Source organism: Rhodococcus pyridinivorans (genome assembly GCF_900105195.1).
In the GTDB taxonomy this organism is placed as follows: domain Bacteria; phylum Actinomycetota; class Actinomycetes; order Mycobacteriales; family Mycobacteriaceae; genus Rhodococcus; species Rhodococcus pyridinivorans.
The window spans coordinates 1,034,618-1,059,416 of sequence record NZ_FNRX01000002.1 but is presented as its reverse complement, the minus strand read 5'-3'; the positions used below and the strand labels follow the sequence as shown (position 1 = coordinate 1,059,416).

Here is a 24,799-nt window from a genome sequence, read left to right as displayed (position 1 = left end):
CGTCTGTACCTTTCTGGTCGTCCGTGGCCGGCGGATGCTCGTCCACGAGTCCGTCGCCGGTCGCGTGCGGTGGGAGAACTATCGCGAGACCACGGGAATGAGTTCGGTGGGCGCGTCGGATCCCGCGAATGCGTGGCGGGCGGACGGTACCGGTGTGTGCTCGAGGTCTTCGAGGATGGCCTGCTGGGCGGCCGGGGGCAGAGTGTGCAGGATCGACCGCACCCGCTCCTGCCGACGCGCCACCGCCTGCCGCTCCGGCATCCCCGGCGTCGCCTGCATCTGCGGCACGATCCCCTCGACATCGTCGACACCCCCGGCATGATGACCGGCATCGACGAGCGCCTGCTCGTGCGCCATCGTCGCCTCGTCCTTCTCCTCCGACATCCCGATCGGACCGATCATCGTGCCGTTGAGGAACTGCTTGACCACCGGCTCGTCCGAGGTCAACAACACCTCACGCGGACCGAACATCACCAACTGCCGACGGAACAACATCCCGATGTTGTCCGGCACCGTGCGCGCCAGATTGATGTTGTGCGACACGATCAGGATCGTCGCATCGATCTCCGCGTTGATATCGATCAACGTTTGCGAAATGTAGGTGGTGCGCACCGGATCGAGACCCGAATCCGGCTCGTCGACCAGGATGATCTCCGGATCGAGCACCAGCGCGCGGGCCAGGCCGGCGCGCTTGCGCATCCCCCCGGAGATCTCCCCGGGCAGCTTGTCCTCGGCGCCGAGCAGACCGACGAGCTCGAGCTTGCTCATCACGATCTGCCGGATCTCGGACTCGGTCTTCTTGGTGTGCTCGCGCAGCGGGAAGGCGACATTGTCGTAGAGGTTCATCGACCCGAACAACGCCCCGTCCTGGAACAGCACCCCGAACAGCTTGCGGATCTCGTAGAGCTCCTTGCTCGAGCACTGCAGGATGTCGGTGCCGTCGATGACGATCGAGCCCTCCTCCGGGCGCAGCAGACCGATCAACGACTTGAGGAACACCGACTTGCCGGTACCCGACGGACCGAGCAGCGCACTGACCTCACCGGCCGGCAACGTCAACGTCACGTCCTGCCAGATACGTTGCGAGCCGAAGGACTTGGTCAGCCCCTCGACGGAAACCTCGACACCCATCGGTTCCTCCCACGTGTCTCGTCGTAACGGCATGTGCCGTCGACGGCAGCTTTCAACGGATAGTGCGTCCAGGTCCGGCCGCGCCGGCGACTCTCGTTGGTGGACAAGAGCAGAACGTGGTTACCGGATGTGACCCAAGTCCCTACGCACGACAACTGTGATTCAAAGTACGGGATTTGTCAATCGTATCTACGCTTTCGCGTCGACCGAATCCTTGCTTCCGACAGAGGATTCGGAAAACGGGAACGAAGCGGACATATCGACAGCAGTGCGATCACCGGTTCATCTCGCGGCGACGGCCTCTCCCAGAGCGACCGAGACCATCTCGTCACGGTCCACAAGCTTGACCCTCGGACGTCCGACGGCACGGCCTGCACTCTTCTCGTGCGAGTCGATACGGCGCCAACCCTGCAGATCGATACGTCCGGGCCGGACAGCATCAACGAAGTCCGAGAACGACTGTCGGCCGCCCTGCGGCTCACGGAGTCGACCACCGACGAAGTCCGAGACGATCGACGCCGCGGTCTCCGCGGAGCACGACTTGTTCGAACCGATGACCCCGCTCGGACCTCGCTTGATCCAGCCGGCGGTGTAGACGCCGGACACCGGCGCACCGGTTCCCGATTCCACGACGGCTCCCGCCCGATGTGGGATCGTGCCGCGCTCCGCGTCGAAGGGCACGGAAGGGATCGGGGAACCCCGGAAGCCGATCGAGCGCAGTACCAATCCGGCTGCGACGTCCTCGACTCCTCCGTCCGTTTCGGGATCGTCGACCGAGACACGCAGGCCCTCCACGCGTTCCGTTCCCAGGACCTCCACCGGCGAACGGAGGAACTGCAGATGGATACGACGATCCCCCGGCACGGCCGCTTCCGCCGCACAACGGGTGAGGATGTCTGCTCGGATCCGGTCCAGCGCGGTGGAGGCCACGAACGCGTGCGACGCCGTGACGCTCACCCCCGGCAGATCGGTCAGGCCCAGCAACTCGGGAGTACTGAACGCCGCATGTGCCGGCCCTCGGCGTCCCAGTACCACGACTTCACGGATACGGCTCGCGGCAAGGGCTTCGAGTGCGTGGGCGGCGATGTCCGTCTTCAGGAGGCGTGAAACGTCGCTACTGAGGATGCGGGCCACGTCGAGCGCGACATTTCCGTTGCCGACGATCACCGCACGTTCACAGGACAGGTCGAATCGTTGGTTCGCATGGTCGGGATGACCGTTGTACCAGGCTACGAACTCGCGGGCCGAGACACTTCCCGGCATGTCCTCGCCGGGCACATTCAAGGCACGGTCGCCGCTCGTCCCCGAGGCGTAGACCACCGCATGGTGGTGGCGCAGCAGATCGTCGTGAGTGAGGTGTGTACCGACCTCCACTCCGAGGAAGATGTCGACGTTCTTCCGTCCCATAGTGCGCAGGAAGCCGGACGCGACCTCTTTGGTGGACGGGTGATCGGGTGCCACACCGAACCGTACGAGCCCTCCCGGAACCGGAAGCCTCTCCAGGATCGAGATCTCCACCGGGAGGCGACGATTCGCGACGAGGGACTCGGCGAGATAACTCGCAGACGGCCCACTGCCCACGATGGCGACCCGTAGGACTCCGGGCGCCGCCTTCACCTCGATCGGTTGCGGCTCGGGGTCCGGCCCGGGCACCGGGTTGTCCTGGTAGTACGCGGCGTTGATCTCGACGAAAGGCTGCATCCCGGGGGTGATGTCCTCCGGCGGTACGATCGCGTCGACCGGGCACTCGTCGACGCACGCACCGCAGTCGATGCATTTCTCCGGGTCGATGTAGAGCATCTCCGACGGGCGGAACAGCCGTTCCGTCGGCGTCGGGTGGATGCAATCGACCGGGCAGACGGCGACGCACCCGGCATCCTTGCAACACGGTTGAGTCACTATGTGGGCCATCGTTTCACCACTCCTCGATGTGGACGGACGATCAGACGATGCGACGTGCTCGCATATCGGGGAAGACCTCGCCGATGCGCACCACGTCGCCTGTGGTCGGCGCGTGCACCATCAGACCTTCACCCAGGTAGATGCCGACGTGGCCCGGTCCACCGACCTGCCAGTTGCCGAAGACGAGGTCACCGGGCCGCGCCTGGTCCATCGGGACCTCGACGCCGACCTTCCACTGGGTCTCCGATGTCCGGGGCAGCACGGTTCCGGTGGCGGCGTGCAGTGCGAACGACGTGAGCCCGGAACAGTCGAATCCACCGCCCGTAGGGCCTTGGATGTTTCCACCACCCCACACGTACGGCAGGCCGAGATAGCGGAATGCCTGCTCGAGCACCTGCCGGCCGAGGTCGTCGCCTGCCGGGAGTTCGAGGGCCAGGAACGGTGAGAGCATGCGTTCGAAAGCCGGTCGCGCCGCCAGGATCTTCGCCACGTACGGCTTGGTCTGGTTCTCGTAATCGGGCAGACCGCTGGGCATCCCCCCGGATCTCAGTACGGCTCCGACGCCGGCGTTGTAGGCGGCAAGTGTCAGCGACAGCGTGTCGCCGACGACCCGGCCGTCCTTCTTCCACTGTTCGATCCTGTTCCAGTTGTCGCACAGCAGGCGACCGGATGCCATGACCGGGTCGGCGACCCCGCGTACGTCGGCCTTGCCGTCGCCGTCCGCATCCTTGCCGTAGACCGCCCAGGTACCGGGCATGAACTGTCCCGGTCCGAGTGCGCCGGCAGGCGAGACGGGCGCGGTGGAACCGTATCGGAAACCGTTCTCGACGGAGTACAGCGCGGCAAGCACAGGCGCGGTGATGCCGTCACAGATGGCACCCGCCTTCTTCAGCCACGGAGCGAACACGGCTATGGCACCGATCGGTGCGGTGGCGGCGCTCGACGCGAGCGGAAAGGTCGACGGCGGGACGAGGACTGCCGGCCCGACGGGAGTGGCCGATACGGCGGCTCCGGCTGCGAATTGCTGTATGGTTTCGTGGTTTTCGACTGGTTCGTCCGGTTCCGGAGTGTCACCGGGGTCGGATCGTCTCTCGTCCGGTAGCAGCGCTTCGAGATCGGTCCGCAACCGCTCGGTGGTCTCGGCGACGATCTGCTCTGCCGGTACACGGGCGTCTTCCGGCAGGGCGTCGACTGCTGCGGTTATCCCGTCCATCACCTGGCTCGCACCCTGTTCGACGGCATGCGATACGGCTGCGGCCTGCTCGGCTCCGATCTGGGGATCGACACCGAGGACGAGTGCCCCTACGGCGGCTCCGAGCGTGACGACGAGTGAAGGTGGATCCACGGACATGACAGCTCACCTTTCGGAACGACGATTTCCTCCCGCGCACGATCGGTTGCGTTGTTACGGGGGAAAGGGTTTCGTTCGCGCAGATGCGCGTAACGGCAGGAGAAGGTGCGGAACTACGCGGCGTGCGGCGAGTTCTCGCGATGCGTCACGAACGGCCGGATGCAGGAGTCGCGGCCGATCGGCACTGCAGTCGTATTACGAAACGATGCTTGCGGCGCCGGTGGTGATGCCCGGCAGCAGCAGGTTGGTCAACAGGCTCCGGTTGGCCTCACCGACGGGATCGTCGAAATCCATGCGACCTACGAGGATCAACTCCACCAGAGTGATCCACTTGCAGATCTCCGCATCGGTGATTCCGTCGCGGATCTCACCACGCTCGCGCGCCGTCTCGAGCAGCGGCGCCCACATCTCGAAAGTGAGACGCGCCGCGAGTTCGGAACTTCCTTCCAGGGCGGTGCCGCGATCGACATGTTCGGGGCTGACGATCAGACGGATCGCCGGGTCGCGTCGGCCGCGGTCGACCAGGTAGAGCAGGCCGTCGACCACCTGGTCGGCGAAGGACTCGCGGTCGGCGACGTAGGCCTGCGCATCCTCGAAGAGCCGACGCGCACGGGTTTCGATCAGCGAGGTGATGAGGGTGTCGCGGTCTCGGAAGTAACGGTAGATCGTCGGTCGGGAGACACCGGTTTCGCGGGCCACGTCGTCGATCGTGGTCTTGGCGACCCCGAAACGCTCGACCGCGCTGTCGGCGGCGGCGAGGATCTGGGCACGAGCGGTCTCGGCATTGTCGCTGAGGACGCTCTGACGTCGCGCCATGCACCCTCCCTCACCGAAACCTTTACCTTTGATTGACGATTGTAGTGGAGGGACGTTCTACCCACCCGCCGGCACCCTTTCGGCACCGGCGCGTGAGCGACGGATCATGCCGTCGGAGTGAACGTGATCGGCAGGCGCATGCACCCGCGGACCTGGCTGGCGTGCAGGATCGGCGGATCGTTCTCGACCAGCTGATAATCCGGAATCCGGCGATGAAGTTCCTCGAGAGCCAGCGACAACTCGATGCGTGCGAGGTGCGAGCCGATGCAACGATGCGGACCACCACCGAAGGAGAGGTGACGGTTGGGGTGCCGATCGAGCTGCAGCTCGGCAGGATCGTCGAACTCGTCCGAGTCACGGTTCGCGGAGCACAGCGTAAGGATGAGCTGGTCGCCCTCCTTGATCCGTACGCCGCCGAGTTCGACGTCGCGGGTCGCGCGGCGTCCCGGGATCACGGCTGCCTCGATACGCAGAATCTCCTCCACCGCCGTCGGGATCAGCGACTCGTCCTCGATCAGCGCGCGACGCTGTTCGGGATTGTTCACGAGATGGATGATCGCCCACGCGAGCGAGCCCTGCACAGTGTGCAGTCCGGCGATCAGCAGCAGGAAGAGCATGCGGTAGAGCTCTTCGTCGGTGAGCAGCCGCTTGCCGTCCTCGAGTTCCACCTCGGTGTGTATGAGGGTCGACGTGACGTCGTCGCCCGGGTTCTCGCGACGTTCCTGCACCATCTTGTGGAAGTAGCCGAACATCTCGAATCCGGCGGTGGCGCGCGCCTGCTGATTCTCTTCCTCGTTCAGACCCGGCTTGCCCATGAGGATGATGTCGGTGGCCTCGGTGAAGAGCGGAGCGTCCTCGAGAGGCCAGTCCATGAGAGCGAGGAAGACCCGGGCCGGAAGCTCGTGAGCGAACTCCGAGATGAATTCGGCCTCACCCTTTCCGGCGAAACCGTCGATCAGCTCGTTGACCAGATCGCGGATCTGATCCGTCAGAGCCTTCATCCGGTTGGGGCTGAACAGCGGTTGCAGAGCGAGCCGGTAACCCGTGTGCTCCGGCGGGTCGAGCTCGATGGGAACGAGCTTGCCCATGCCGGCCGGACCCGTGACGAGGTTGTTGGGGTAGCTGGAGAATGTGTCGGGGTCGCGCAGGACCTCGTGGATCTCTTTGTAGCGGGTGACAATCCAGTGACCGCCGTGAGCCGTGGAGTACACGACGGGTCCCTTGGCTGACAGCTCCGCAACTCGCTGCTGAACGTTGTCGACCGGCTGCGCGAGGGACTGGTCGTAGATGTCGAAATCGACCACCAGGTGTTCGGGTACTGCCTTCTCTGTAGTTGTCATGAATCTTCCTCTGGGTCGGCCCCTCAGCGGGGTTCGATGGTGAGTGCTCGTTCGGGACAGACGATGACGGCGGCTTCTGCTGCGCGCACGTCGTCGTCCGACGAAAGGTCGTGCAGGACAACCGGGTAACCCTGGTCGTCACAGTCGATCAGTTGCGGAGAGGTGGAGTAGCACAGCCCGTGCCCGGCACAGACCGACATATCCACCACGAGTCGCTGCACCTGCTGACGAAGATCGGACATAGTTCTGTCCAGTCCTTTCGAACGTTGCCTGCCTAGCAATCCGGCCGAAGTCTCTTCCCCGACAGACGATCACGGGAAAGTAGCGGATGCACGCAGCGGCACCGAAATCACTTGCGCCGCCTCGGCGGACAGTGCCGATGCACACCCGGTTCCGGCCGGGCTCCTATGCCCGGTGGATGAAACGCGAGAATCGGGATGTGCCGCCGGACAGGGTGATCCTTCGGCACAGTTCGACCGTTACCGACCTTTCGAGAACTCGATCGGTCGGCGTCCGATCTATGTGACCCAGATTACCCACATGTTCCATGTTACGTCAATCGAAATTTGTAAATTGATTCGCCCTGTCGTGGCGACGCGTCTTGTCGGACAAGCCCTAAAGAGTCGGCGAAAACGCGGAGGACCGGGCGCGGTGGACGCACCCGGTCGAAGGGTCGACGCGTGAAAGACTGCGTCGGACTTGTGAACTACCCGCGCGAGCGACGGGCGGCCGCTGCACGAGGACGCCGCGCCGGCGGCGCATCGTCGACGATGCACGGCAACAGGAAATTGGTGAGCATCCGACGGTTGTCGGGATCGTCGTCGGAGTTGAAGTCCATGCGCCCCACCAGGATGAGCTGCACCAGAGCGATCCACTGGCAGATCTCTTCGTCGGTGAGTCCGTCACGGATCTCACCGCGGGCACGGGCCTCTTCCAGCAGAGGAGCCCACATCTCGTAGGTCAACCGCGCCGCGAGCCCACTGCTGCCCACCAGCGCAGTGGCCATGTCCATGTGCTCGGGACTGACGATCAGCCGAACGATGGGATCCTGGCGTCCGCGGTCGACGAGGAAGATCAGACCGTCCACGATCTGCTCGGCGAACGTCGACCGTTCGCGCAGATAGTCGCGAGCCTTGTCGAAGAGCCGGCGCGATCTCGTCTCGATCAACGCGATGATCAGCGAGTCGCGATCTCCGAAATAGCGGTACACCGTCGGTCGCGAGACTCCGGCTTCCTTCGCGATGTCGTCCATGGTCGTCTTCACGACCCCGTAACGCAGGAACATCGCCTCGGCGGCCTTCAGGATCTTGCCGCGCGCTGTTTCCGCGTCGTCGCCGAGGACACTCGACCGCCGTCGCGCCATGCCGCAGCTCCTGCCTTGTCGTTGCCGTGTACACGGCAGATGTTACAAGATTCGTCAGTTGTCACCGAGTGCTCGCTGCGCCCATGGTAACCGCCTCGGACACGACTCGGCCCTCTCCCGAGTCCGGGAGAGGGCCGAGTGAGCGGATCCATCGACCGGCCGAGCCGGCCGTCGTTACAGATCGAACAGCTCCGGCAGACCGTCCGAGACGCGGTTCGGGAATTTCGGTTCGCGCTTGTCGAGGAATGCCTCGACACCCTCCCTGACGTCGTCGGACGTGCCTCGCACGTGAATACCGATCGACTCGGCGCGGTGTGCGACCTCGGGGCCGGCCGCCCCGAGCATCCGCCACATCAACTGCCTGGTCAGCGCTACCGAGACCGGTGCCGTACCGGACACCATCTCCCGCGCGATCGCGATGGCTCGGTCGAGGAGCTGTCCGACCGGCAGCACTTCGCGGACGAGGCCCCGCTCGAGAGCCTCGGTGACCGGCACCATCTTTCCGCCCACAGTCCATTCGACCGCGGTCGAGATCCCGACGGCCCGCGGCAGGAACCACGTCGAGCATGCCTCCGGAACCAGGCCTCGACGGGTGAAGACGAACCCGAACTTCGCCGTATCCGCGGCGATGCGGACGTCGGCCGGAAGCGTCATCGTCACCCCCACGCCTGCGGCCGGGCCGTTGATCGCCGCGATCACGGGCTTGAGCGACCGGTAGATCCGCAGAGTGACACGTCCGCCCAGATCCGGCGGTGCCCCACCCGTCTCGGGGTCGTCGCCGAGGACGAACGTGTCTCCCCCGGCCGCGAGATCGGCACCGGCGCAGAACCCCCGCCCCGTTCCGGTGACGACGACGGCGCGCACGTCGTCGTCGGCATCCGTCTCGTCGAACAGTGCGATGAGCCGTTCACCCATCTCGTCGGTGAACGCGTTGAGGCGATCGGGGCGGTTCAGTCGTATCACGGCAATCTCGCCGTGACGTTCGAGAACTACCGAGTTCTCGGTACCGGTCTCGGACACGGTGGCTCCTTTCCCGGGTCCTCCGAGCGAAGGCTCAGCGGACCTTGTCGAATCGATCGGCGACGTCCTTGTACTCGGATCGGATCGCCGTCTTCGACAGCTTGCCACTGGGGAGCCGCGGCAGGGGCTCGTCGCGGATCACGACGTAGCGCGGAACCTTGTAGTCCGCCATGAGCCGGTCGCAGTGTTCGATGATCGTCGCTTCGTCGACACCGTTCTCGACGGTGACGATGGCCGCGGGAGTCTCGCCGAAACGCTCGTCGGACGCAGCGATCACAGCGACTTCCTGGACACCCGGGAGCTCGCCGATGACGCGTTCGATCTCCACGGGCGAGACGTTGATTCCGCCGGTGATGATGAGGTCCTTGAGCCGGTCCACGAACTTGACGCGGCCCTCCGCGTCGCGGGTACCCAGGTCACCGCTGTGCAGCCATCCGTCACGCAGAGCGGTCGCGGTGGAATCGGGGTCGTTCCAGTAGCCGGGAGTCACGCCCGGACCACGCAGGAGAATCTCGCCCTCCTCCCCCGGTGCCGCTTCGGTGCCGTCGTCGCGCACAACCTTGAGTTCGGTGAAGATCGAGCCCGAGCCGCACGAATCCGGATGATCGAACGCTTCGGCCACGAGAGTGGCGGTGGCGACGCCACCGGCCTCGGTCATGCCGTAGATCTGGCGCAGCGCAACGCCCTTGTCCGCCCATCGCTTCAGCAGTACCGGCGCGACGGCGGCACCCCCGACGATGGCGGTCCGCAACGACGACAGGTCTGCCTTCTCGAACTCGGGAGACCGCGAGATCGCGTCGAAGATGAGCGGTACACCGAAGATCGCCTGGACGTTGTGCTCACCGAGGAGCCTCGCGGCGCGGTTCGGATCGAGTTCCTTCTCCACGACGAGGGTGCCGCCGAGCACGGTGGTCATGACCAGGCCCCAGACAAGGCCCGGCGTGAAGACCAGCGGGAGGACCAGGAGCGAGGTCGAGCCGGGACGGAAACCCTCCTCGGTGAGGGTCGCTTCGAAGACGATGTTGAGCAATGTCCGGTTGGTGCAGATGACCCCCTTCGACATACCCGTGGAGCCGCTGGTGAACAACACGGCCGTCGGTTCGTCGGGCCCGACGTCGATGCGGAAGTCGTCCTGCCCACCCTCGCGCAGGGGAACGATGTCGGAGAATTCGAGGATGTCGAAGGTATCGCCGAGAGCGCGGGCATCGTCGACGACCGTCGTGAACTCGCTCGGGGTGACCACCAGGGTCAGGCCCGAATCGTCTGCGACCTTGCGGAGTTCGGCCGGCTTGTAGCGCGGGTTGAGCGGTACGAGCACCGCGCCGGCCTTGAGCACACCCAGCGCGACGACGGGCCACGTCAACGAGTTCGGGCCGAGTACGCCGACACGTTGTCCGGCTTCGACGCCCCGGTCGACGATGGTGCGCGCGACACGGCTGGACCAATCCTGGAGTTCTCGGTAGGTGAGTGCTTCGTCCGCAACGACGATCGCGTTCTGCTCTCCCTTGGTCTTCGCCCACCAATGCAGGGCCGAACCGACGGTGGAAGCCATGCTGGTTCCCTTTCGTGAGTCGCACCGGTATGTCGGCGCAATGCTGATGCGGGCGGGGGCGGCGTCTCGGAATCGGTACACAAGTTCTGCCGAACAAAGTTGTTCGGCAAGAACTTCGAGGGGATGCACCGAAGCGGCGGCCGCCCCCGACTCCGTGACGCACACGCTATCCGGTATTACATGAGACGTCAATCATATTTTGTAAACTGAAATAATCCGCACGGATCATCGTCGGACGTGTTATATGTCTACAACTCCAGGACGAGTTTCGGTGTCCGACTCCGGGACACGCAGATCATCATGCAGTCGTTCGCGGCCTGCTCGCCCTCGGTCAGGACCGAATCCCGATGATCGGGCTCTCCGTGCATCACCGTAACCTCGCACGTGCCACATGTCCCCTCCCGGCACGAGAACGGCACGTCGACCCCGGACCGCAACACAGCATCGAGCAGGGACTCGTCGGTCCCGACCGTGATGCCGACGCCGGATCGCGCGAGTTCGACCTCGAAGGTGCCGTCGACCGCGTCGGCGGATCGTTCCTTGGCTGCGAAACGTTCGACATGAAGGGTGATTCCGATCCGGGCACGACATGCGTCCTCGATCGCTTGCAGGAGCGGTTCCGGCCCACAGCAGTAGACCGAGGAGCCTTCCGGCAGTGCGTCGAGCGTGCCGGCGAGATCGAGGAGCCCGAACTCGTCCTGCGGCCTGATCTCCACGCGATCCGGATGACCGGTGGCGAGACCGTCGGCGAAGGCCATGCTGCTGCGGGTTCGTCCGCCGTACAACAACCGCCAGTTCACTCCCGCCGCGTCGGCGGCGCGGAGCATCGGGAGCAACGGCGTGATGCCGATTCCGCCTGCGACGAAGAGACAGTCGGAGGTGGTGTCGAACCGGAAGTTGTTGCGCGGCCCACCGATGCCGACGAGGTCGCCCATCTGCAACGAATCGTGCACCCAGCGCGACCCTCCTCGGCCGTTCTCCTCGCGGAGCACGGCGACCGTCAGACACGTGCGATCCTCGACGTCACCGCACAACGAGTACTGCCGCACGGTCGATTCGTCGATGACGAGGTCTATATGCGAACCGGGATCCCACGCGGGGACAGGATTGCCGTCCGGATCGGCAAGTCGCACGGCGACGACACCGTCCGCGAGCACGTCCTTGCCGATCACCTGCAACTTGCGGTTGCCGGTAGCGGGGTCTGCAGTCATCGGCGTCTCGCTTCCCTGGACTTCACGTGCCATATAATCTTATGTAATTAGTTTTATGGGACGCAACAGTCCGCCGGGAGTCCGTTCCGCAACAGCCCAGGGAGACGCCCATGACCTCGACAGACATCGCCCCCGAGACGGGTTCGGTACTCGATCTCTTCCGGCTCGACAGCCGTGTCGCCGTCGTCACGGGAGCCGGCAGCGGGCTGGGAGCCGGCTTCGCGCGGGCACTCGCCGAGGCGGGCGCCGACGTGGTCGTCGCAGCACGACGACGTGATCGGCTCGAAGCTGTCGCCGAGACCGTCGAGGACGCCGGTCGTCGTTGCCTCGTCGTTCCCACCGACGTCACCGACCCGGAACAGTGCGAGATGGTCGCGCGCACCACGATCGAGGAGTTCGGCCGACTCGACATTCTCGTCAACAATGCCGGTGTCACCCATGCCGCACCGGCCACACATGAACGGCCCGAAGATTTCCGCTCGGTGCTCGACGTCAATCTCATGGGCAGCTACTGGGCCGCCCAGTCGTGTGCACGAGTAATGGAACCCGGTTCGAGCATCGTCAACGTCGCGAGCATGCTCGGATTGATCAAGTCGGTTCTCCCCCAGGCCGCGTACGCCGCGAGCAAAGCGGGACTGATCGGACTGACCCGCGACCTCTCACACCAGTGGGCGCAACGCAAGGGCATACGGGTCAATGCCGTCGCACCCGGCTTCGTCGAGACGGACCTCATCTCCGAGATGTCGTCGGATACGCTCGCAGAGTTCCTGCGTGGTAGTTCGCTGGGCCGCACCGCCACTCAGCGCGAGATCGACGCCGCCGTGATCTTCCTGGCGAGTCCTGCCTCCGGGTACGTCACGGGCTCGACGCTCGCGGTGGACGGCGGAACGTCCGGACATTGACCTGCCCGCGCCGACGAAGGGGGCTCGACTCGTGACCATCTCCACCGAGACCATGGACCTGCGGGGCGACGGACTGCGTCTGAGCGCCGATCTGTGGCGACCCGACGCCTCCGGGAACCACGGCAACAAGGGGGCCGTGCTGCTCCTGCACGGCGGTGGCCAGACCCGGCACTCGTGGCAACGCACCGGCCGTCGGCTCGCCGAGCACGGCTGGCGGGCCTACACGATCGACGCGCGCGGTCACGGGGACAGCGAGTGGGCCGCCGACGGCGACTATTCCCCCGACGCCCACGCCCGCGACATCCGGGCGGTCGCCGACTCCCTCGGTGAGAGTCCCGTCCTGGTGGGTGCGTCCATGGGTGGGCTGGCCTCGCTCGTCACGGCGGGGGAAGATCCCGGGCTCGTCCGCGCCCTGGTCCTGGTGGACATCACCCCCAGGGCCGAACTCGAGGGCATCTCCCGGATCACCGAGTTCATGCGTGCCGGTCTCGACGGCTTCGACAGCCTCGACGACGCGCTCGAGGCGGTCATTGCGTACAACCCGAACCGTCGGCGTCCGCCCCGCAAGGACGGGCTGCGCAAGAACCTGCGCCACCGGGGCGGCCGGTGGTACTGGCACTGGGATCCGCGGCTGCTCTCCGACCGCGAGAAGCTGATCGCGGCGGAGATCGCCCGGGAGGAACGCGCCCGGGCCGCCGCCCGCGCCGTCACCGTCCCCACTCTCCTGATCCGCGGTGCCCAGTCCGACGTCGTCAGCGACGAGGGTGCGAACGAACTGCTCGACCTGATCCCGGGGGCCCGGCACATCGACGTGAGCGGAGCCGGGCACATGGTGAGTGGCGACGACAACGACGTGCTGAGCACGGGCCTGATCGAGTTCCTCGAGGGGTCCGTCCTCACGTCGTGAGGCCTGCCGACGAGAGCCGATACCATTCCAGGCAGCCACCGGGCATCGATGCCCGACGTACCAGCCGAAAGCGAGACATGGCCCGACCGTCGAAACCGCTCATCAGTCGCGCGGCCGCGGTGGCCGCGTCCATCGAGATCATCGACTCCGAAGGACTCGAAGCCTTCAGTCTCCCGCGTCTCGCGAAGCATCTCGGGGTGCGCGCGCCCTCGCTCTACCACCACTTCTCCGACAAGTCGGAGATCCTCTCCGCGGTTGCACGACAGATCGCCGGCGCGGGCCCGATGCCCCGCCGCAAGCCCGGCCCGGACTGGCCCGAGTACTTCGTGACGCTCAGTCTCAACCTGCGCCGATCGATCCTCAAGCACCGCAACGCGGCCCCGATCCTGCTGCAGTACCTGCCGCGCGACGTGCTCATCGGCACCTATGAGGAGACCGCGGCCTTCCTGGAGGCCTCGGGGGTACCCGCCCGGTTGCACGTGCAGATCCTGGACGGCATGGAGCGTCTGACGCTCGGCGCGGTGCTGACCGAGGCGATGCGCCCCCCGAGCACGAAGTCGACCATCTTCCCGAACGTCGATCCCGAGTCCCGGCCGATGCTCGCGCGAGCCCTCGCTGAGAACGCGATGACCTCGAAGCAACTGTTCGAGGAGATGATCCGCAGCTTCCTGTACGGCGTGATGCGCAACGAGGACGACGCCGAGCAATCCTGAGGACGGCGCTGCGTATTCGTTTCCCGCATGCACAACGGGGCCTCGCGAATCGCGAGGCCCCGTTGCTCTTCCACCCCAGTGGAGTCCCTAGGCGGGCATGTGCACGGTCTTGATCTCGAAGAACTCCTCGAGTCCCTCGGGGCCACCCTCACGGCCGATGCCGGACTGCTTGTAGCCGCCGAACGGCAACGAGAAGTCCATGGCCGAGGTGTTGACGCTGATCGTGCCGGTGCGGATGCGGCGCGCGATCTCGTAACCGCGGTCGATGTCCTCGGTGTAGACGGCGCCGGAGAGGCCGTAGATCGAGTTGTTCGCGATCGCGATCGCGTCCTCCTCGTCCTCGTAGGTGATCACCGAGATCACCGGGCCGAAGACCTCCTCCTGTGCGATCCGCGAGTCGGGGGCGACACCGTCGAGCAGGGTCGGCGCGACGAAGAAGCCCTTCTCGAGGCCCTCGGGGACGCCACCGCCGAGCACGACCTTCGCGCCGTCCTCCTTCGCGATGTCGATGTAGCCGAGCACCCGCTGCTGGTGGTGCTCGGTGGCGAGGGGGCCGAGGAAGTTCGTGGGCTCCCACGGATTACCCAGCGGCAGAGCGCCGTAAGCGGCCTTCAGAGCCTCGAGCACCTCGTCGTGCCGCGTCCTCGACACGAGGACCCGGGTGAGCGCGATACATGCCTGGCCGGTCTGCAGACACCCGCCCATGGGCAGGGTCTGCAGGACGTGGTCGATGTCGGCGTCGTCGAGGATGATCGCCGCGGACTTGCCGCCGAGTTCGAGCGACACGCGGGCGATGCGTTCGCTCGCCAGTGCCATGATGCGGCGTCCTGCGGCGGTGCTGCCGGTGAAGGTGACGTGGTCGACATCGGGGTTGGTGACGAGTGTCTCCGACACCTCGCGATCCGCGCACACCACGCTTACGACGCCCTCGGGGATGCGTCCCTGCTCGACGAGTTCGGCGATGACGTCGGCGAAGATGCACGGCGACAGCGGGGCGTCCGGAGCCGTCTTGAGCACGACCGAGCAGCCGGCGGCGAGAGCCGGGGCCAGCTTGAACGCGATGTTCCCGATCGGGCCGTTCCAGGGGATGATCGCCGCGACCACCCCGGTGGGTTCCTTCACGATGCGGGAGACGCCACCGCCCATCCGGGGGCGTTCCTCGAACGTCGAGAAGTTGCGGGCGACCTCGGCGACCGCGCGGAAGAGACCGCCGATCATCTGCTGGGTCTGATGGCTGACGCCGACCGGGACGCCGACCTCGGCGACACCGATGGCGGTCAGTTCCTCGAACCGCGCCTGGAGGCCGTCGGCGATCGCGTCGACGACGGCGGCGCGCTCCTCCATGGTCTTCGACGCCCATTCGCCCTTGTCGAAGGATTCGCGGGCAGCCACGACAGCGCGGGTGACGTCCTCCGCGGTGGCCGTGCGGACGCGGGCGACACGCTGCTCACTGAACGAGTCGACGACGTCGACCCACTCGCTGCCGGTCGACTCGACCCAGCGGCCGCCGATGAAGACCTTGTCGCGGTCTGCGAACGTCGGGACCGTGGGGGTCGCCGCTTCGGTAGTGGTCATGTGCGAAAGCTCCTTCGGTTCAGCGGATGTTGTAGCCGGCGTCGACAGGGAAGGGGACTCCCGTGACGTAACGCGGGCGCGAGGCGTCCTTCGAGTAGACCCGTGGAGGGCCCTCTCCGCGACGAGATCTCATGCTCCGACGTACGGAGCGACCGAGAAGACAACGCACCGGAACGGTGCGGACCGGCCACCCGCGTGTGTGAGCCGCAACACAAAGATATCCGCCTACAAGCTTTAGGTCAACACCTGACAGAAAGCGTTTTTCGTAAAGCAGTCAGCGCCGGAAGCCTGGAATGCCGACCCAATCCCCCACCTGGAAGCAGGAGTGCTCCTCTTCCTGCTCGAACCACATGAGCCGGCACATCCGCACTGCCGCAGCGTTGTCCGGATCGATCCGCATGAGGCCGACCTGAGCGCCGGCGCCCCGCAGCGCCCCGAGCGCCGAGGTGAGCAGGCCGGCACCGAGGCCTGATCCGCGGACGGCGTCGGCGAGGACGAGCGCGCGGATCCACGCGGCCCGCAGTTCGAGATGCATCGACAGCGCAGGGTCGTACCAGACGAATCCCGCGGGCTTGCCGGACGCGTCCTCGGCGACGACGACATGCCCGTTCCCGAGCCGGATCTCGTCGAGGAGCCGTTCGCGTTGCACCGCCGGGAGCGAGGACGCGTCGAGCACGTGATCGATCGCCTCGCGCGCCGCGGCGTCCCCGAGTGCGAGAGGGGTGCCGATCGTGGCGTCGTCGAACTCCGTGACGGGCTCCAGCGAATGGGCGAACGGTCCGGACAGGTGCCGGAAGATCGTCCATAACCGTCCGGCAGCCCGGATGTCGAACCGCCGGGTGAGGCGGTCGGCGGCAGGGTGGGTGCTGTACGCCCAGCAGCGGAGGGCGTGCGCCCCGGTCCCCTGCCAGCCACCCTCGACGGCGGCGTCCAGGCCCATCTCCTCCACGAGCGTGGTGGCCACACCGCGGGAGCGGTAGTCGGGGTGCACGACGAATTGCACGGTGCCGTAGCCCTCGGCGTCGACCTTCAGGTGCAGATAGGCCACGGTAACCAGCGGGGCGTCCTCGCGTGCGCTCAGGTCGCGCCGCGCCTGGACCGGGAGGTGGAAGATCGTCCCACTCCCGTCGGACGTGGCGGTGACGTCGGCCGGGTGAATCTTCGAGAAGCCTGCCTCCTCGTCGAAGTCAGCGGCCGCCGCGACGAGGCCGAGGACTTCGTCCCGATCTTCCGGTTCCAGCTCCGAACACCATTGATACGAGATCATTCCGTTCGCTCCTCACACACCGGACTGTGACCACTGAATCTAATGGTCATCGATATTTCGAGCAATCCTCGAACGGTCTTCCCGGAAGCATTCGAGGGTTTACACTAAAACCTACATCAGTTAGATTTAGGCCGACGATCCGAACGACAGCCGAAGACGTGGCCACCCGGCGACGCTTCAGCACGACTCTGGAGGACAGCCCCATGACAGAGGTCGGGATTCCCACCGAGGAACGCATTCGCCGCGCACTCGATCATCTGCGCAACGACACCACCGACGAGTACGAGCACCTCACCTGGTTCGAACCGAACGAGTTCGTCGATCCGGCAGTCGCGAAACTCGAGCGGGACCGCGTCTTCGGCCGCCTTCCGACGATCGTCGCCCACGGATCCGAGATCCCGAAGCCGGGCGACTTCTTCACCCTGCAGATGCCGCGGAACAACGTCATCGTCGTCCGCCAGCGCGACGGCAGCGTCAAGACCCTCGTCAACCAGTGCCGTCACCGCGGCGCCATGGTCGAGAAGGAGGAAAAGGGCCGTTGCCGGCTGTTCTCGTGCCCGTACCACCGTTGGTCGTACGACACCGACGGCACGTTGCGCACGATCACCCGCGACAACACCTTCGGTGAGGCCGACCGTGACAAGCGCAATCTCGTGCAGTTGCCCACCGAGGAGCGACACGGGTTCATCTGGGTGGTGGACGACGCCGAGGCGACCATCGACGTCGCCGACTGGCTCGGCCCCGAGATGGACGCCATCCTGGCCTCGCACGATCTCGGATCGCTCGTGACCACGCGCGTCCAGGTCTTCGAGGAGCCCGTCAACTGGAAGCTCATGCAGGACGCCTTCCTGGACGGCTATCACATCCAGTACGCGCATCCGAACACCGCGGCCAAGCACATCCACACCAACGTCATGTCCTTCGAGGACTTCGGTCACCATTGCCGGTTCATGAACCTGCGCAAGACGATCGACCGCTGGATCGAAGAGGATCCCGGCGACCGCAGCCTCGCCGAGCACACCACCGAAACCCACTTCGTAGGCCCCAACAGCACTCTGCTCCGGCAGCCGGATCACTTCCAGCTGCTCACCTTCCGCCCGCATCCGACCGATCCGCAGCAGTGCCGGATGGAGATCCGTCTGATCTGCCCGACGGTCGAGAACAGCGGGATGGCCGAGGAACGCTACAACCGACTCTGGGACAAGAACGTCGAGATCCTCGTCGCCGTGCTGCACAACGAGGACTTCCCGATTCTGCGCGACTCGCAGCGCGCGATGACCAGCGCCAACGCCGGAAACATGGTCCTCGGCCGCAACGAGGTCGCCAACCAGGTCTTCCGACGCGAAATCCAGAAACTGGTCGGCCAGGACTGACCACCGACACCATGGCGGGTGCCTACGGGCGCCCGCCTCAGGAGGCATTTGTGGAGAGCGATCTCTTCGAGCAGGACCACGAGCTGTTCCGGAATTCCGTCCGGGCATTCGTGGACAAATATGTCGTCCCCAACGTGGAGAAGTGGGACACCGACCGGCTGATCGACCGCGAGACCTGGACCGCGGCCGGACGACAGGGACTGCTCGGCCTCGCCGTGCCGGAGGAATACGGCGGAGCCGGGGAGACGGATTACCGTTTCCGGGTGGTGATCCAGTCGGAGATCGCACGCGTCGGCGCATCCGCGCTGCAGTCGGGCTTCTCGACCAATGACGACATCGTCCTGAACTATCTGCTCCGGCACGCGAACGACGAACAGAAACGCCGTTGGCTCCCAGGCTTCGTCACGGGTGAGACGATCGGTGCGATCGCGATGACCGAACCGGCAGCCGGCAGTGATCTGCGGGGCATCACCACCTCCGCGGTGCGCGACGGCGATCATTGGGTGCTCAACGGTTCCAAGACCTTCATCACCAGCGGCATCCTCGCCGACCTGGTGATCGTGTTCGCTCGAACGGATCCGAGTGCGGGTTCACGTGGTTTCAGCCTCTTCGTGGTCGAAGAGGGCATGTCCGGATTCTCGCGGGGACGCAAACTCGACAAGGTGGGGCTGCACGCCCAGGACACCGCCGAACTGTTCTTCGAGGACGTACGGGTACCGAAGGAGAATCTCCTGGGCGAACTCGGGGCCGGCTTCGGTTACCTGATGCAGAGCCTGCCCCTCGAACGCCTCGGCATCGGCATTGCAGCGCAGGTGTCCGCCGAGGCCGTCATTCGATGGACCCTCGACTACGTGAAGGAACGTACGGCCTTCGGAAAACGGATCGGTGAGTTCCAGGGCATGGGTTTCACCCTCGCCGAACTACAGACGGCGGTGGAGGTTTCACGCACCTACATCGATCGGTGCGTCCGCGAATACAACAAGGGAACACTCAGCGCCGTCGATGCATCGAAGGCGAAGTTGTGGGCGACCGAACTACAGGGCCGCGTCATCGACGCCGGCGTCCAGTTCCACGGCGGCTACGGATACATGATGGAGTACCCGGTCGCCAAGGCGTTCATCGATGCACGCATCCAGCGCATCTACGGCGGCACCAACGAGATCATGAAGGAGATCATCCATCGCGATCTCATGAAGTCCTGAGATAGGGAAGACGAGAAGGGGACCCGGTGATCCGGGTCCCCTTCTCCTTTCGGCTCAGGACTCGAGCGTCGGCTTCAGCTCGTCCTCGGGGAACATCATCGCGACGCGGGACAGGGTACCGCCGTCGGTGGCGGGCAGTGTGAGACCCGTGATGTACGCGGCGTCGTCGGACACCAGGAACAGCGCAGCACGCGCGTTGTCACCCAGTGAGGGTGGGCGGTTCAGCTTGAGCGGGATCGGCGAGATGCCCGGGTCCCACGGACCGGCGACCTCTTCGTACGACTGCCCGACCACCGGAGTTCCGGCGGGCGCCAGGAAGTTCGGTGACATGCCGTGGGTGGGCGCGACGGCGTTGACACGGATTCCGTACTTGCCGAGGTCGAGGCTGAGGCCACGAACCATGCCGTTGACGCCGGCCTTCGTGGCGGAGTACATCGCGATGCTGTGGTACGCAGCGAACGATGCGGCCGACGAGGTCGCGAGGATGACGCCACCGCCGTTGGCACGCAGGTGGGGCACGGCGGCCTTGGCCGTGTAGAACACGCCGGACAGGTTGACGCCGACGACGTCCTGCCAGTCGGCGTCGGTGAGGTCCTGGAAGTCGACCTGCTCACCGCCCGCAACGGACGGAACACCGCCACGCGAGACGATTCCGGCGTTGGCCCAGGCGATGTCGAGCTTGCCGAATGCGTCGACGGTTGCAGCAACGGCGTCGTTCACCTGCTGTTCGCTGCGCACGTCGGCGGTGATCGCGACGGCGTTACCGCCCTGCTGCTCGACGAGTTCGACCGTGCCCTTGGCGCGCTCCGGGTCGATGTCGACGACCGCGATCTTCGCGCCCTCGGACGCGAACAGCTGGGAAGCCTCGCGGCCCAGGCCGGAGCCGGCGCCGGTGATGAGCGCGACCTTGCCTTCGAGTTTCATGGGAGCTCCTTCGCTCGATGTGTTCCAGGGAGATACCTGTGCAGTGGGAAGGTTTGAAAGACAACGTTGTTCGACGAGACTTGCGGGGAGGGGAACCCCGCACTCCGAGAATGCGTCCGCTCGACGTTGCTGTGATCGAGGTTACAGACATGAGTCGTGATACGTCAATCGATTTTTGTAAAAAGAAGGAAGAAATATGGACTCCGACGAAACAGCCCTCCTACCCATCCGAAGATGGGCAGGAGGGCTGCCGATGCCGGTAGTTCTGTCCCCGCAGAGGATTCCGTGAACGTCGACTCCGCCGATCAGGCGGGGGACGGAAGCTGCTGGGCAGGATCGTCGACGGGCGGCTGCAGAACACCGTCCCGGACGAGTCCGTCGATCTCGTCGGGACTCATACCGAGCACTGTCTCGCAAATCTCCCGTGTCTGTTGTCCGGGCAGCGGCGCCGGACGCAGGGGCCACACCGGCAGGGTCTCGAAGTGGGCCACCTGCCGAGCGGTGGGCAGCGCCGCAGGCAGCCGGTCGTGTTCGAGTTCCGTATAGGCGCCTCGGGCGACGAGCTGGGGGTCCGTGAGCAACTCGGGCAGGCGGTGCATGACGCCGGCCGGGACACCACCTGCCTGGAGGGCCTGCATGGCCTCGGTCGGGCCGCGACCGGCAACCCATTCGGCGACGATGCGGTCGGCGTCGTCCCGATATCCGAGGCGCGCCGCAGAAGTCGCGAAACGCGGATCCTCTACCAGCTCGGGTCGGTTCAGCACGCTGCACAGACCTCGCCAGTCGGCATCGTCGCGAACGGTCACGACACACCATTCGTCGTCCCCCGCCGCCGAAAAGAGGCCGGCCGGTGCCGCATACGGATCGGCATTGCCGGGAGCGCTGATCGATCCGGACCGGAGGTGCTCCGCGACGAGTTGATTTCCCAGCGCCACGATCGCCACGTCTGCCTGAGCGATCTCGATTACGGCGCCTCGTCCGGTCCGCAACCGGTCGATCAAAGTGGCGAGCACCGCGGTTGCGGCGATCTGGCCGCCGATGTGGTCCGGATAGACCGTCGAGCCGTCGCACAGTCCGTCCGAACTGTCGGAGTACCGCCACAGCGCCGACACCCCACACGCGGCCCGCACGAGCGGACCGTAACCCAGGCGTGTGTTCCACGGTCCGACGCTGCCGAACGCACTGCTCTCCGAGACGATGATGCGCGGATTGATCGCCGCGAGTTCCTCGTAGGACAACCCCATCGATGCCAGGGTGCCCGGTTTGAAGTTGGCCAGCACGATGTCGGCCTCGGCAGCAAGCTTCCTGAAGACCCGCACACCTTCCGGCGTACGAAGGTTCAACCCCAGGCTGCGCCGGTTGCGGTGCCCCCAGGCCACAGACGCCGCGAGGGCGCCCTTGCGCTTGGACTGCCGTAATCCGTCCGGGAAGTCGGAGTTCTCGATCTTGATCACGTCGGCGCCGTGATCGGCGAACTGGCGGCCGAGTTCGGCGCCGAACACCACGACCCCCATGTCGAGGACGCGTAGGCCTTCGAACGGGCGCGAGCCGACAGGCCGCCGAGGCGCAGGGATCGAGGTGCACGGTTCGTCCCGCCTGGAGTCGAAGACGAGTTCGTCGTGCTCACCGAGTTCGGGAGCACGGAAACGGAAGCCCGCACGTGCACCGTCGATCTTGGCGTAACCGGACGGGATCCGTGCCTCGAGACCCGGGGCGATCACGGCGTCGACGAACGTTCCCGAAGCCTCGAAGTGTTCGGTGATCAGCACCTCGGACACCACGTTCAGCCCTCCGATGGGGATACCCCGGGCCGCACCCTCCGCTACCAGCTGGTCGCGGGTGTACTGCGCGAACAGGGTCTCGATCAGTGGATTGAGCCGGTCGGCCGCCGCGAACCGAGCCGGGATCGTGTCGTACTTCGGGTCTGCGAACTCCGCAGGTTCCCCGAGCCATTCGAACATCGCCCGCCACTGCCGCTTGGCGAGGAGGCAGATCCGTACCTGCCCGTCGGCGCACCGGTAGACGGGATAGAAGTTCGCGGCGTCCGGGCGGCCCCGGGGGAAGTCCTCGGAGCGGCCCGCCGCAGCCGACCCCTGCACGCCGAAACCGGGGTCGAATCCGTGCACGACGACCTCGTAGGCCGAGATGTCCACGCTCTGTCCCTGCCCGGTGTGCAGGCGGTCGTAGTAGGCCAGCAGCGCCGACCACGCCGTGTGCGCACCCACGGTCTCGGCGACGAGCCCGTTCGGCGGGAGGAGCGGCGGTTCGCCGGGTTCACCCGACCGCGACAGCACCCCGCTCAGCGCGTACAGCACCTGTTCGGTCGCAGCCCAGTCCCGATACGGGCCATCCTGTCCGAACGGGGTCACCGACACCGCAACCAGTGCGGGGTTCACCGCGCGTAGGTCGGCGGAGCCGACACCGCGGGCGGCGAGATGGCCCGGGGGCAGCGATTCGATGAGGATGTCGGACGACACGGCGAGGCTGCGGAGCCGGTCCCGTCCGGCCTCGTCGTCCAGATCGACGACGACACCCAGCTTGTTGGCGTTCCGCAACGCGAACGGGATGCTCACCCCGTTCCGGATCGGCGGGGCCGAGCGGGACGCCGATCCGCCGGGCCGCTCGACGAGGACGACCTCCGCGCCGAGATCGGCGAGGAAACGGCAGGCGGTGTCGCCGAATCCGTCGGTCAGGTCCAGTACCCGGACGCCCTGCAGAGGAAGTGCCATCCTGTGCTCCAAACTCCTGTGCTCGTGACGACGGCTGCCGGGGTCAGCGGGTGCCGAAGTACACCGACTTCGCGGCGTAGTAGGGCTGCAGACCTTCCGGTCCCAGTTCGCGACCGAGACCCGAGGCCTTGACACCGCCGAAGGGCGCCGCGAGGTCGAGTGCGTAATGGTTCACGCCGACGGTGCCGGTGTGGATGCGGGCGGCCAACTCGAGGCCGTGCTGCTCGTCGGTGGTCCACACCGTGCCGCCGAGGCCGTAATCCGAATTGTTGGCGATCGCGACCGCCTCGTCCTCGTCCGTGTAAGGGGTGATCGTCAGCACCGGGCCGAAGATCTCCTCCTGCGCAATGCGCGCGGAGTTGCCGACATCGGCGAAGACCGTCGGCTCGACGAACCAGCCCACCGCCTGCGAGGCCGGCCGTCCCCCACCGGTGGTGACGCGGTAGCCGTCGGCGCGGCCGGTCTCGATGTAGCCGAGCACCCGCTCGCGCTGCGCGGCGGACACCAGCGGGCCGATCTGCGTGGCCGGATCCAGGGGATCGCCCACCGTCAGGGCTCGCACCGTCTCGGTCACGGCCTCGACGACCTCGTCGTAGCGCGCGCGGGGAGCGAGGATGCGGGTGCTCGCGTGGCAGGTCTGGCCGTTGTTGACCAGCGAGACCTCGAGCAACTTGCCGGCGAACACGTCGAGATCGGCCTGCTCGGTCACGATCGCCGCGGACTTGCCGCCGAGTTCGAGGGTGACCGGGCGCAGCAACCGGCCGCAGACCTCGCCGATCGCCCGGCCCGCCGCGGTGGAACCGGTGAAGGCGACCTTGTCGACACCGGGATGCTCCACCAGATAGGCGCTCGTCTCGCGGCCGGCGGGCAGCACGTTGACGACGCCTACCGGAAGCCCCGCCTCGACAGCGGCGTCGGCGAAGGCGAAGGCATCCAGGGCGGTCTCGGGTGCGGGCTTGAGCACCACCGTGCACCCCGCGGCCAGGGCCGGAGCCAGCTTCATCGCGGCGAGCGGTTGAGGGTAGTTCCACGGCGTGATCGCCGCGACCACGCCGACCGGTTCGCGCCGGACCACGGTGCGCCCCCCGAACACACCGGGGCGCACCTCCTCGCCGGAGTCGTCGCGGACGAGACGCGCATAATACGAGAACATCGCTGCCGCGCCGATCCCGTTGACACCGTTGGACAACGAGATCGGCATGCCGTTCTCCCGGCTGACCAGCCGGGCCGTGTCGCGGCCACGGCTCTTCAGCGCGACGGCGAACCGATCCAGCAGATCGGCCCGCTCGGCACCGTTCATCGAACCCCACGGTCCGGCCAGTGCGGCGCGGGCCGCCGCGACCGCGGCATCGACGTCGGCGTTCGAGGCGAGTGCCGTGCGGGCGAGCGCCTTCTCGGTGGCCGCCTCGATCACGTCGAAGGAACCACCGGACACCGGTGTCACCCAGCGGCCGCCGACGAACAACTCGTCCCGGTCTGCGATCTCAGCGTGCGCAGTGGTCATCTCGTACCCTTTCGGAT

20 protein-coding genes are annotated in these 24,799 nt (G+C 66.1%); 5 read left to right on the top strand and 15 right to left on the bottom strand.

Features of this window, described 5'->3' with window-relative positions; genetic code table 11:
* Positions 1–78 precede the first annotated feature (78 nt).
* The 10 genes from BLV31_RS05630 to BLV31_RS05585 form a co-directional block, all read right to left on the bottom strand.
* The gene (locus tag BLV31_RS05630) at positions 79–1,131 is read right to left on the bottom strand and encodes an ABC transporter ATP-binding protein (RefSeq protein ID WP_064060835.1); all 1,053 of its coding nucleotides are present in this window, start codon (positions 1,129–1,131) and stop codon (positions 79–81) included.
* A gap of 282 nt (positions 1,132–1,413) precedes the next feature.
* Positions 1,414–3,042 carry a 4Fe-4S binding protein gene (locus tag BLV31_RS05625; RefSeq protein ID WP_064060836.1) on the bottom strand — a complete coding sequence of 543 codons (1,629 nt, stop codon included), beginning with the start codon at positions 3,040–3,042 and terminating at the stop codon, positions 1,414–1,416.
* Positions 3,043–3,073: 31 nt separating this feature from the next.
* Positions 3,074–4,384, bottom strand: a complete 1,311-nt coding sequence (locus tag BLV31_RS05620) for a C40 family peptidase (protein ID WP_064060837.1) — start codon at positions 4,382–4,384, stop codon at positions 3,074–3,076.
* Between the two features lie 195 nt (positions 4,385–4,579).
* Positions 4,580–5,200: a TetR/AcrR family transcriptional regulator gene (locus tag BLV31_RS05615; RefSeq protein WP_064060838.1), complete on the bottom strand. Its 621-nt coding sequence runs from the start codon at positions 5,198–5,200 to the stop codon at positions 4,580–4,582.
* Between the two features lie 104 nt (positions 5,201–5,304).
* Positions 5,305–6,540, bottom strand: coding sequence for a cytochrome P450 (locus BLV31_RS05610; protein ID WP_064060839.1), 1,236 nt, complete (start codon positions 6,538–6,540; stop codon positions 5,305–5,307).
* 23 nt (positions 6,541–6,563) lie between these two features.
* Positions 6,564–6,782 (bottom strand): ferredoxin, encoded by a 219-nt coding sequence (locus tag BLV31_RS05605; protein WP_064060840.1) that lies wholly within the window; start codon positions 6,780–6,782, stop codon positions 6,564–6,566.
* 464 nt (positions 6,783–7,246) lie between these two features.
* The gene (locus BLV31_RS05600; RefSeq protein WP_064060841.1) at positions 7,247–7,903 is read right to left on the bottom strand and encodes a TetR/AcrR family transcriptional regulator; all 657 of its coding nucleotides are present in this window, start codon (positions 7,901–7,903) and stop codon (positions 7,247–7,249) included.
* A 174-nt stretch (positions 7,904–8,077) separates the two neighbouring features.
* A complete protein-coding gene (locus tag BLV31_RS05595) occupies positions 8,078–8,923 on the bottom strand; it encodes an enoyl-CoA hydratase-related protein (RefSeq protein WP_064060842.1) in 846 nt (281 codons plus the stop codon).
* 34 nt (positions 8,924–8,957) lie between these two features.
* A complete protein-coding gene (locus BLV31_RS05590) occupies positions 8,958–10,475 on the bottom strand; it encodes a class I adenylate-forming enzyme family protein (protein WP_064060843.1) in 1,518 nt (505 codons plus the stop codon).
* A 248-nt stretch (positions 10,476–10,723) separates the two neighbouring features.
* The gene (locus BLV31_RS05585; protein ID WP_064060844.1) at positions 10,724–11,686 is read right to left on the bottom strand and encodes a PDR/VanB family oxidoreductase; all 963 of its coding nucleotides are present in this window, start codon (positions 11,684–11,686) and stop codon (positions 10,724–10,726) included.
* 110 nt (positions 11,687–11,796) lie between these two features.
* Between BLV31_RS05585 and BLV31_RS05580 the strand changes: the two genes are divergently transcribed.
* The 3 genes from BLV31_RS05580 (at position 11,797) to BLV31_RS05570 (ending at position 14,208) form a co-directional block, all read left to right on the top strand.
* On the top strand, positions 11,797–12,588 hold the full coding sequence (locus tag BLV31_RS05580) for an SDR family NAD(P)-dependent oxidoreductase (RefSeq protein ID WP_064060845.1): 792 nt from the start codon (positions 11,797–11,799) through the stop codon (positions 12,586–12,588).
* A gap of 31 nt (positions 12,589–12,619) precedes the next feature.
* On the top strand, positions 12,620–13,495 hold the full coding sequence (locus tag BLV31_RS05575; protein WP_064060846.1) for an alpha/beta fold hydrolase: 876 nt from the start codon (positions 12,620–12,622) through the stop codon (positions 13,493–13,495).
* 77 nt (positions 13,496–13,572) lie between these two features.
* The gene (locus BLV31_RS05570; RefSeq protein ID WP_064060847.1) at positions 13,573–14,208 is read left to right on the top strand and encodes a TetR family transcriptional regulator; all 636 of its coding nucleotides are present in this window, start codon (positions 13,573–13,575) and stop codon (positions 14,206–14,208) included.
* A gap of 87 nt (positions 14,209–14,295) precedes the next feature.
* Here the strand turns inward: BLV31_RS05570 and BLV31_RS05565 are convergent, their stop codons facing one another.
* Both BLV31_RS05565 and BLV31_RS05560 read right to left on the bottom strand, forming a co-directional pair.
* Positions 14,296–15,783 (bottom strand): aldehyde dehydrogenase, encoded by a 1,488-nt coding sequence (locus BLV31_RS05565; protein ID WP_064060848.1) that lies wholly within the window; start codon positions 15,781–15,783, stop codon positions 14,296–14,298.
* Positions 15,784–16,057: 274 nt separating this feature from the next.
* A complete protein-coding gene (locus BLV31_RS05560; RefSeq protein WP_064060849.1) occupies positions 16,058–17,050 on the bottom strand; it encodes a GNAT family N-acetyltransferase in 993 nt (330 codons plus the stop codon).
* Positions 17,051–17,253: 203 nt separating this feature from the next.
* On the opposite strand from BLV31_RS05560, the gene BLV31_RS05555 reads away from it, so the two are divergent.
* Together BLV31_RS05555 and BLV31_RS05550 are read left to right on the top strand one after the other, a co-directional pair.
* A complete protein-coding gene (locus BLV31_RS05555; RefSeq protein WP_064060850.1) occupies positions 17,254–18,423 on the top strand; it encodes an aromatic ring-hydroxylating oxygenase subunit alpha in 1,170 nt (389 codons plus the stop codon).
* Positions 18,424–18,473: 50 nt separating this feature from the next.
* The gene (locus BLV31_RS05550) at positions 18,474–19,625 is read left to right on the top strand and encodes an acyl-CoA dehydrogenase family protein (RefSeq protein ID WP_064060851.1); all 1,152 of its coding nucleotides are present in this window, start codon (positions 18,474–18,476) and stop codon (positions 19,623–19,625) included.
* 54 nt (positions 19,626–19,679) lie between these two features.
* Here the strand turns inward: BLV31_RS05550 and BLV31_RS05545 are convergent, their stop codons facing one another.
* The 3 genes from BLV31_RS05545 to BLV31_RS05535 form a co-directional block, all read right to left on the bottom strand.
* Positions 19,680–20,549, bottom strand: a complete 870-nt coding sequence (locus BLV31_RS05545) for an SDR family NAD(P)-dependent oxidoreductase (protein WP_064060852.1) — start codon at positions 20,547–20,549, stop codon at positions 19,680–19,682.
* Between the two features lie 305 nt (positions 20,550–20,854).
* Positions 20,855–23,278, bottom strand: coding sequence for a CaiB/BaiF CoA transferase family protein (locus BLV31_RS05540; RefSeq protein ID WP_064060853.1), 2,424 nt, complete (start codon positions 23,276–23,278; stop codon positions 20,855–20,857).
* Between the two features lie 43 nt (positions 23,279–23,321).
* On the bottom strand, positions 23,322–24,782 hold the full coding sequence (locus tag BLV31_RS05535; protein WP_081263427.1) for an aldehyde dehydrogenase: 1,461 nt from the start codon (positions 24,780–24,782) through the stop codon (positions 23,322–23,324).
* Between the last annotated feature and the right edge of the window lie 17 nt (positions 24,783–24,799).